Consider the following 8,918-nt stretch of genomic DNA (forward strand, 5'->3'; position numbering starts at 1 on the left):
CTTTTGAAGTTGAGTCCTGACCCGATATCTTTGATGATTTCTGCGTCTGGGTAGAGGGATTGCATATAAGCGATTTGTCTATCGAGGTCATCTCGCTGCTTTGAGGAGCTAACCCGACAGTAGCAAATAGTGGGAGTTCTAGTTGAATCGCCCCTGATGTATGATTCGACATCGTACAATCTTTGCCCTGCTGGGTTTTTAATGCTTTTGATTTTCCCCTCATCTGCATATCTCCTTAAAGTGTTTGGATGCAATCCCAGAAATTCGACCGCTTTTCTGAGTGGTATGTATGCCATGAGGAAAGTATAGCATTAGTTAGCGAAAGTTAGCAAATGATTAACTAGCTAATTTCCTCCCCGCAGGGGTAGGTTTTTAATATTATCTGTTGAGGCAGGACCTGGAAGACAAGGAGGTATTGTAGACAAGGAAGATTTTCTACAAAACAAGGTCTGTTTAGCCTCAGTTTTTGTTACCAATTGTACATTATTTGTACGGTTTTCCTCCCTTGTCCACTGTCCTTCCTTGTCCCCCAAGTCTTGCCCTCACGAAAATGTAAAATACCTACCCTTGTGAGGACCCCAGGGTGGGGTCAAATTTCGCTTGAACCAGGCACTTTTTGTAGCAACAGCTAATTTGCGGACAGCAGTCATGATTTTTGTAAATGATAGATTTTGTACTTAAACTTAATACATTTAAAATTATGGCAATGCAGAGCAGTCAGAAGCAATACCTAATACTCATATTGGTTTACCGTTAGAGATTACCCAAAAGTTGGGTGGAAATTTCTACTCTCAAAGCATTTCAAAAAAATCGACAAATAAGCTATTGTAGTCAACAGAGCAATTTTTAGTATTGCCTTAATTGGTGAAAGAGGAGTTATGAAAACAAAAATCTTTGGTTTGGCTCTCATGTTAAGTCTGGCTACCACTCTGGGAGCTTGTGAAGGTGGTGGCAATCCCGCTGGTACTACCACTACTCCCGCTGCTACACCAGCAGCTGGCGAGCCTGCTGACACTGGTGCTACCCCCGCTTCTGCTACAACAACACCAGAAGCTACCCCCGCTGCTACAACAACACCAGAAGCTACCCCCGCTGCTACTCCAAACTAAGACTGGATACGATAATTTATTGAGGATAGCGATTCTCTCTGCATCGCAATCACATAAATAATTTGATCAGGCATCCAGAATGGTAAACAGTATGAGATAACCTTTTTGGCAGGACAATTAAAACCAAAGCGGAGCGACTCGACTATGATAAAATCGAATCAATCCGCTTATGGTTATCAATTGATAATTGTTTCGGTAATTGTCAATTGTTCATTGTCCATGATTGCAACAATTGTCTTTACTTAGAAAGTAGCTTTATGTTGCTACTGCAATTCAGTACATCTCACTATTGTCGTAAAGCTCGACTGGTTTTAGGTTACAAGGGTATTAATTATCAGGTAGAAAATCTCACTCCTGGCTTGCACATCCTCAAGGTGAAGCCATTAACAGGTTTAACTACTCTGCCTGTTTTGTTGCCGCAAATAGAGGGACAACCCCAAGCTATTGGCGACTCTACGCAAGTTTTAAAATTTTTAGAATCGTATCAACCAGAACCTTCATTATTTTTCAGTAACCCGGAACAACAAACAGAAGCTTTGATGCTGGAAGACTGGTTAGATGAAAGCATTGGTACTGCTACAAGGTTTGTATATTATCATTTTCGGGCTGGTGAAGGTAAAAACATTGATCCCTCTTTATCCAGTCAAATAGTGATTGGTGTGGTTAGGAAACAATATGGTATTAACAATGCTAGTGTAGAATTAGCTACTAAAAGGCTGACAATTGCCCTAGAAGAATTATCTAAACGCTGGCGAAGCAGCGAATATTTAGTAGGCGATCATTTGAGTGTAGCTGATATTGCCGCAGCCGCTTTATTGAGTCCTCTAGCACTTATTCCTCAATATCGTCAAGGATATCCTTGGTTGTTTGAACGCATTGTCAAAATTCATCAATTGTGTGGTGAAGCATTACCACCAGGACTGTAAAAAGTCAAAAGTCAAAAGTCAAAAATGAGATGTATGAAATTTTGGTTTTTGGGTATAAGTACCGCTATGTTAGTGGTGGTTAGTAGCCATTGGGGAACAAAGGTCATGGCATTACCACCTGTGGAGGATATACCAGAGGAGATATTGCGGACAGAGATTATTACCATTGGGCGATCGCCTATTGATGGTAAACTCTTAACTGCTGCTGAATATGCCCAAATACAAGCGCAACTACAAACCAGCCCCCCACCAAAACTTAATGCTCAAATCCGAGAAAAAATATTTCTGTTACAGTTACGCAAGACATTATTACAGCTTTTCCCTTTTTTAGATATTTAGGGGTTGCTGAATAAACCAAAAAGCCTCATAAATCAAAGGTTTGAGGCTCTTCAATAATGGACAATTAACAATTAAAAATTGACAATGACCTCTCCCTTAAAGGGCGGATTTTTTTTGGGTTTTTTCCCCTTGAAACCCACCTTCCGCACCCTAAACTGTCACACAAGGAAGATTGACCGTTTGGGGATTTGAGATTGGCGAACTGCTTGCAGCAGCGCTTCGCTATCGCCACCTAAGATTTAGACTATTTTGTATCAAAATTATCCTCAAAGGTATTCAAAAATCCGAAATTACCGATTGTGACACTAGGGGGTGCGGAATGTGGGATCTAACAATTGACAACTGAATCACTAACCGATACTGTTAGTAACCGGGTGGAAATAAAAAGCAAAACCTAAAACTGTATAAGCAGCTAAAAGTAAAGTTCCTTCCAACCAATTAGACTTACCATCAGAACTAATGCTATTGGCAATTAAAACCGATACCGCTACAGCTACCAGTTCAAAAGGATTAAAATCTAAATCCATTGGTTGACCCATAAACCAACCTGCAATAACCAAAACAGGAGCAACAAATAACGCTATTTGCATACTTGAACCCACCGCAACAGATAAAGAAAGATCCATCTTATCTTTCATGGCCACAGTTACAGCCGTAGCGTGTTCAGCAGCATTACCAACAATGGGAACTAAAATTACCCCTGTAAACAAAGCTGTTAAACCTAGTTTAGAAGTAGCTACTTCCAAAGAGTCTACCAATAATTCTGATTCTAAAGCCACCAGCAGAGTGCAAACTAAGAGTACACCACTCCACAACCAAAGATTGGGTTTTTCATGGGGAGTTTCTTCAGCTTCTTCTATCTCTGCTACACCTACATCATATAAATAGGCGTGAGTTTTCATAGAAAATAGCAGTGTCAAGCCATAAACTAAAATTAAGACTACAGCCACAGCTAGAGACAGATTTTGTACTACTTTTTCACTAATGCCAATGGAAGTGTAGTTCATAGCTGTGGGTAGCAAAATTGCTATAACCGCCAAATTCATCGACGAAGCATTTACCCTAGCTACCACCGATTCAAAAGTTTGTTCCTTGTAACGTAGTCCGCCTAATAACATAGAAAGACCCATAACTAGCAGTAAGTTACCGATAATTGAACCTGTGATACTGGCTTTAACGACTTCTATCAGTCCAGCATTGAGGGCAACCAAGGCTATGATCAATTCTGTAGCATTACCAAAGGTAGCGTTTAATAACCCTCCCAGCACCGGACCGACAACTACAGCAATTTCTTCGGTAGCTGCACCCATCCAAGCGGCTAGGGGCAAAATTGCTAATCCTGCGGTGATGAATACTACCAATTCTCCCCACTCTAAAAAGTGCGCTGCTAGGGAAATGGGGATAAAAACTAATAGGCCAAGAAAAATGATGTTTTTAGTTGACATTATATGATCTCGAATTTTGGATAGGTATAACCAAGATATAGGATACTGTCAAGCTTTCGGAAATTCTACTGTTTCAATGATTTCCGCAGATATATAAAATAAGATGACGATTTAATTCAATATTGCAATATTTTGTTGCAAAAGTATGACTTTCAACTTGGGTTTTATCACAAAAATGGGTTTTAATAGATTACAATACCGTTAATTGTCTTGGCTGATGAGCGTTGCCAGTGATATAATCCCCAATATGAAATTTTATGCCATCTTTGATCATTTTTCATCTACGAGGGAACAGTTGCGCGAGAATGCAGATTTCCTGACATATTGAGACAATTTTTGCCAAAATTCTGATTCGGTTTGATTTTCAAGCTGTTGTTTAAAGCGGATTAGACCATAAAACAAATGTAAAAAGGTACACATAACACACACTTTCGCCACAATTGCAATTTGACCTGTAATTTTAATTGGGATAAAAATATGATGACATCTGCTGCTGAATTGCCAGTAAACTCTGGCTTAACATTAACATTAAATCAATCAGAACCAGATTCTCAACACCTGACTGAAAATGATCCCCTGAAAAAACCCCGTGGTGTATACGTGACGGTGCATGGACATTTTTATCAACCACCTAGAGAAAACCCTTATTTAGATGCCATTGAACGTCAACCTAGTGCTACCCCTTTTCATGATTGGAATGAGCGTATTCATTGGGAATGTTATCGCCCCAATGCCTTTGCTAGAGTGCTAAATGACAAAAATGAATTATTGGGGATCGTCAATAATTATGAGTACATGAGCTTTAATATTGGTCCTACTCTGATGTCGTGGTTGGAACGCTACGATGTAGAAGTTTATCAACGAATTTTAGAAGCTGATGCTAAGAGTAGTCAAAGGTTAAATGGTCATGGCAATGCGATCGCCCAAGTCTATAATCACATTATCATGCCTTTAGCTAATGAACGAGATAAATATACACAAATTCGCTGGGGCAAAGCAGACTTTAAATCTCGTTTTGGTCGTGATCCCGAAGGTATCTGGTTAGCAGAAACGGCGGTTGATTATGCAACTATCAAAGCTCTCATTTCCGAAGGCATTCGTTTTATTGTCCTTGCACCATCCCAAGCTCAACGTTGTCGTCCTTTCGCCACAGAACATGATCCCCACCCTAAATGGCATGAAGTTGGAGGTAGTCAGATTGATCCTACTCGTCCTTATCGTTGTTATTTAAAGCCAACTCTGCAAACCACATCTTCACCTTTGAGTGTGACTAAAACCACTTCTCTAGAAAACACAGAAGGTTTACCTTATATTGATATCTTTTTCTACGATGGTCCGATATCACGGGATATGGGTTTTAGTGATGTGGTTTATAGTTCTCACCACTTTGCAGGTAGAGTAGGTGCAGCAGTACGCGGGGATCATCGTCCCGCACAGTTAATATCTGTAGCTACCGATGGGGAAACCTTTGGACATCACAAAAAGGGAACTGAGAAAACTTTAGCCTATGCTTTTATTGGTGAGTTTCCCCGTCACGGTTGGACGGTAACAAATTTTGCTCACTATTTAAGTTTAAATCCTCCGAGTTGGGAAGTGGAGTTAAAACCTGTCACCGCTTGGAGTTGCGCTCATGGTGTGGATAGATGGCAAGATGATTGTGGTTGTGGTGGAGAAGGTGGTGTTTGGCATCAAAAATGGCGCAAGCCGTTACGCAGTGCGTTGAACTGGTTGCGGGATCAGTTAATTGAAGTGTATGAGGAATATGGGAGAAAGTTATTTCGTGATCCCTGGTTAGCAAGGGATGAATATATTGAAATTTTACGCGATCGCTCTCCTGCTAATGTCACCGGTTTTCTCTCCCGTCATCAAACCCACAAACTTACTGCTACAGAACAGATAGATGCTTTGCGTTTGTTGGAAATGCAGCGCCACGCCTTATTTATGTTTACCAGTTGTGGTTGGTTTTTTGAAGAGTTATCCAGACCAGAAGGAACGCAAATTCTCCGCTATGCTGCTCGTGCTTTAGAATTAGCAGGAGATGTGGCAGGTGTGCAGTTGGAAAAAGGTTTCCTCAAACGTTTGGGTTTAGCTCACAGCAATGTGGAACACTTTAAACATGGTGCAGAAGTTTATCGTCAATTGGTGCTAACTGCCCAAATTGGATTTAAACAAGTTGCTGCCCATTATGCGATTACTTCCTTATTCAACAATCACAATAATGCGATCTCCACACAAGACAGATCGGAAAATCTGGAAACTTATCAAAAGCGTGTTTATTGCTACACAGCTAATGAGTTAGATTACCAACTGCAACGCATGGGCGCGTTAACTATGGCGGTGGGACACTTGAAATTAGTGTCAGAAATTACTTGGGAAAGTGAAAATTTAGTATTTGCAGTGTTGCATTTAGGTGGTTGGGATTTTCACTGCTGCATTCAACAGTTTACAGGTAGACGTGATTATAGTCACCTCAAAGAAACTCTATTTACATCTTTGCAACAGGCCAGCGCGGCTCATGCTATTTTGGCAATGACAAAGATTTTTGGTGATGAAGCCTTTAGTTTGCAAAATCTGTTTGCAGAAGAACGTCATCGTATTATGCGGTTGTTAAGTCAGGAAACACTGAATAGATTAGACCAATTGTATACCCAGACATACAGGGAAAACTACGGTGTGATTATGGCTTTTCATCGGGATGGGTTAACAGTTCCTCAAGAATTGCAAGTAGCAGCGGAGATAGCTTTAGGTTATCGCTGTATGATGACATTGCGTAGCCTAGAGCAAGATATCACCGAAACCCAATTAAGTTGGAATCACATTTTAGAATTAGAGGCGATCGCCACTGAAGCTAAACATTTGCGTTGTCAGCTAAATATACCTGAAGGCAAACAGATATTAGAACAGTTAATTGTGCGTTTGCTGTGGCAATTATTACACGAGGCTAATGGTTCTTTTAGTACAGATATCCAAAGGTTAGAAAAGTTGATTGATGTGGGATATCAGTTAAATTTGGGTATTTCTCTGGAAAAATCCCAAGAACTATACTTTAGTTGTTTACATAGTCAAATAGTTCCCCTGTGTCTCACTAACTTGAACAACCCAACCGAAGCTAATCAGTGTCGTCATCTGCTAAAATTGGGGCAGAAATTAGCCGTTGATGTCAGCATGATTGGTGATCGGTGATTGGTGACTGGTGACTGGTGATTGGTGACTGGGAAAATACAAATAATTTCTCCCTGCTCCCTGATCCCTACCTTTGCCAATATCTAACGCCTATTACGCGCACCCGATTTAGAAGCAGATTCATTTTGCAACCGCAGCAAAGTATTATATATCTGACGCTTCAAATCGGCGTTGCTTTGAATTTCGACAGTAATTTGATTAAACCGGGCAATGCTTAAATTATTGGCTGATACTATGTTTTGAGAATCGTTACAATAATTAACAGCTATCTCCCTGGCCTTGTTTGGTAGGGAATTCATGCTGTTAGGGTCATTACAGACAATTTTGGGAATTTCTTCTCCACCAATAAGTTTTTTAATTTCTTTAAACGCAATTTGGCGCTTTGGCTCCATTTCTAATACAGACTGGGCATAGTTAGTAACTTCTGCATTATCAACTGGCGGAATTTGAGCATCTGCTTTCACAGTCAAACCCAAAGTAGCAATTAAACTCGCAGCGGCGAGAGTTGCAAATACCAAGGACTCAGAAAGTTTATGTTTAATTGAAGTTCGCAAAAAGACAAAATAATTTTCCTGCATACGATAGATGACACAGAATAATAGTAGAGATATGATAGTAGATTTGATTTATTTTAGGAATCAGATGTTCCGGTGAAATCGGAATTTTGATCAAGGTTGGGACTGGGGACTGGGGAAGAAGCAGGGGGAAGTTATTTGTATTTTTCCCAATTACCAATTACCAACTACCAATTACCACCAATTACCAATCACCAATCACCAATCACCAATCACCGTTTCTGATATACTTGGCATAGTTCAACGACTTTAGTTTGTAGGATTGAGGTTTCTGAAGCTCCTTGTTTGAGGCTAACTTCTAATTCCAGCAGTAGGGGTAAAGATGAAATTAGTTGTTGTACAGAAAGAGATTTGACTTCTTGCTGTAAGAAGTAAATACGTTTGGGGTTATTGATTTCCGCTGCTTGGGCGATCGCTTGGGGGTTGCGCTCTCCTGTTTCCATCATAATCTTTACCCATAGCCATGTGCGAAACTGCCCTATCAAAGTGGCAACAATTCTTAAACCCGGTTCAGCCGCATTTATTAGATCCCCGACAATACCCAAAGCTTTAGCTGTATCACCCGTTCTAATAGCTGCTGCTAATTGCAAGGTGTTTTGAGTAGTATTTCTGACTAACTGAGTTACAGTTTTCACATCTAAAGGTTTATTACTACCTCCCATAAACAGGCGTAATTTCTCCATTTCTGTATAGAGAAGCCTGGTGTCGTTGCCTATAGACTCAGCTAATATTTCCGCAGTTTGGGAAGTTAATTTGATACCGACATCTTGAGCAACTTCATTGACAGCTTGTACCAACAATTCAGTTTTCCAGGGGGGAATAAGTGAAAACTCGCGGATTTCGGCAAATTGTTTGATAAATTTTGTAGCTTTGAGACGTTCATCAGGTTTACTGCGGCTTGTTACCAATAAAAAGGAATTTTCAGGAATTGCGGGTAAAGTCCGTTGTAATTCTGATAACGCATTTTCTGGACACTGTTGGCATAAATTAGAATTGACTAACCAAACCAAACGCCCACCAGCACCGAAAGCGGGAGTCATAACTTGATTTAAAGCCTGAATTATTGCATCAGGTTGATCTGGGGGAAAAGCGGTATAGTTAAAGCTTGTCCAAAGAGGATCAAGAACGCGATCGCGCAAAGCTGCAACCGCCTTTTCCATCGCAAAATCATCTTCACCCCAGTAAACGTAGATTGGCATAAATTGGTGATAGTTGATAGTTGATAGTTGATATGTTGATAGTTGATATGTTGATATGTTGATATGTTGATAGTTGACAGAGAAACATAAAATTGATTACCCAGTCCCCAGTCCCCAGTCCCCAGTCCCCAGTCCCCAGTCC

The 8,918-nt window shown here is 40.4% G+C and carries 8 protein-coding genes and 2 pseudogenes; 5 read left to right on the forward strand and 5 right to left on the reverse strand.

Annotated features, from left to right (window positions below; translation table 11 throughout):
• Together PN497_RS10680 and PN497_RS10685 are read right to left on the reverse strand one after the other, a co-directional pair.
• A pseudogene (locus PN497_RS10680) lies at nucleotides 1-223 on the reverse strand (RNA-guided endonuclease InsQ/TnpB family protein); the annotation flags it as partial.
• Nucleotides 219-296 (reverse strand): annotated as a pseudogene (locus tag PN497_RS10685) (IS607 family transposase); the annotation flags it as partial. The pseudogenes PN497_RS10685 and PN497_RS10680, both read right to left, overlap by 5 nt.
• Nucleotides 297-878: 582 nt before the next feature.
• Here PN497_RS10685 and PN497_RS10690 point away from each other — a divergent pair.
• The 3 genes from PN497_RS10690 (at nucleotide 879) to PN497_RS10700 (ending at nucleotide 2,374) form a co-directional block, all read left to right on the forward strand.
• Complete coding sequence (locus PN497_RS10690) at nucleotides 879-1,109, forward strand: hypothetical protein (RefSeq protein ID WP_096572074.1); 231 nt, start codon at nucleotides 879-881, stop codon at nucleotides 1,107-1,109.
• Between the two features lie 257 nt (nucleotides 1,110-1,366).
• A complete protein-coding gene (locus PN497_RS10695; RefSeq protein ID WP_096572073.1) occupies nucleotides 1,367-2,035 on the forward strand; it encodes a glutathione S-transferase family protein in 669 nt (222 codons plus the stop codon).
• Nucleotides 2,036-2,068: 33 nt separating this feature from the next.
• Nucleotides 2,069-2,374, forward strand: a complete 306-nt coding sequence (locus PN497_RS10700; protein WP_409349326.1) for a hypothetical protein — start codon at nucleotides 2,069-2,071, stop codon at nucleotides 2,372-2,374.
• A 350-nt stretch (nucleotides 2,375-2,724) separates the two neighbouring features.
• Here PN497_RS10700 and cax read toward each other — a convergent pair whose 3' ends face one another.
• Entirely contained in the window at nucleotides 2,725-3,819 is a 1,095-nt protein-coding gene (gene cax, locus PN497_RS10705; protein WP_096572071.1) for a calcium/proton exchanger, read from the reverse strand.
• Between the two features lie 480 nt (nucleotides 3,820-4,299).
• On the opposite strand from cax, the gene PN497_RS10710 reads away from it, so the two are divergent.
• Nucleotides 4,300-7,002 carry a DUF3536 domain-containing protein gene (locus PN497_RS10710; RefSeq protein WP_096572070.1) on the forward strand — a complete coding sequence of 901 codons (2,703 nt, stop codon included), beginning with the start codon at nucleotides 4,300-4,302 and terminating at the stop codon, nucleotides 7,000-7,002.
• Between the two features lie 83 nt (nucleotides 7,003-7,085).
• Here the strand turns inward: PN497_RS10710 and PN497_RS10715 are convergent, their stop codons facing one another.
• Complete coding sequence (locus PN497_RS10715; RefSeq protein ID WP_096572069.1) at nucleotides 7,086-7,580, reverse strand: DUF4168 domain-containing protein; 495 nt, start codon at nucleotides 7,578-7,580, stop codon at nucleotides 7,086-7,088.
• A gap of 96 nt (nucleotides 7,581-7,676) precedes the next feature.
• On the opposite strand from PN497_RS10715, the gene PN497_RS10720 reads away from it, so the two are divergent.
• Nucleotides 7,677-7,802, forward strand: a complete 126-nt coding sequence (locus tag PN497_RS10720) for a hypothetical protein (RefSeq protein ID WP_265586241.1) — start codon at nucleotides 7,677-7,679, stop codon at nucleotides 7,800-7,802.
• On the opposite strand, the gene holA is transcribed toward PN497_RS10720, so the two are convergent.
• Complete coding sequence (gene holA, locus PN497_RS10725; protein ID WP_096572068.1) at nucleotides 7,790-8,776, reverse strand: DNA polymerase III subunit delta; 987 nt, start codon at nucleotides 8,774-8,776, stop codon at nucleotides 7,790-7,792. The two genes, PN497_RS10720 and holA, sit on opposite strands and share 13 nt — an antisense overlap.
• Nucleotides 8,777-8,918 lie beyond the last annotated feature (142 nt).

Source organism: Sphaerospermopsis kisseleviana CS-549, from assembly GCF_028329225.1.
In the GTDB taxonomy this organism is placed as follows: Bacteria; Cyanobacteriota; Cyanobacteriia; order Cyanobacteriales; family Nostocaceae; genus Sphaerospermopsis; species Sphaerospermopsis kisseleviana.

What these genes read in the sequence shown, in the direction of transcription:
- PN497_RS10690 (WP_096572074.1), top strand. Translation starts at nt 879, where the DNA reads ATGAAAACAAAAATCTTTGGTTTGGCTCTCATGTTAAGTCTGGCTACC.
- PN497_RS10695 (WP_096572073.1), top strand. Translation starts at nt 1,367, where the DNA reads ATGTTGCTACTGCAATTCAGTACATCTCACTATTGTCGTAAAGCTCGA.
- PN497_RS10700 (WP_409349326.1), top strand. Translation starts at nt 2,069, where the DNA reads ATGAAATTTTGGTTTTTGGGTATAAGTACCGCTATGTTAGTGGTGGTT.
- cax (WP_096572071.1), bottom strand. Translation starts at nt 3,819, where the DNA reads ATGTCAACTAAAAACATCATTTTTCTTGGCCTATTAGTTTTTATCCCC.
- PN497_RS10710 (WP_096572070.1), top strand. Translation starts at nt 4,300, where the DNA reads ATGACATCTGCTGCTGAATTGCCAGTAAACTCTGGCTTAACATTAACA.
- PN497_RS10715 (WP_096572069.1), bottom strand. Translation starts at nt 7,580, where the DNA reads ATGCAGGAAAATTATTTTGTCTTTTTGCGAACTTCAATTAAACATAAA.
- holA (WP_096572068.1), bottom strand. Translation starts at nt 8,776, where the DNA reads ATGCCAATCTACGTTTACTGGGGTGAAGATGATTTTGCGATGGAAAAG.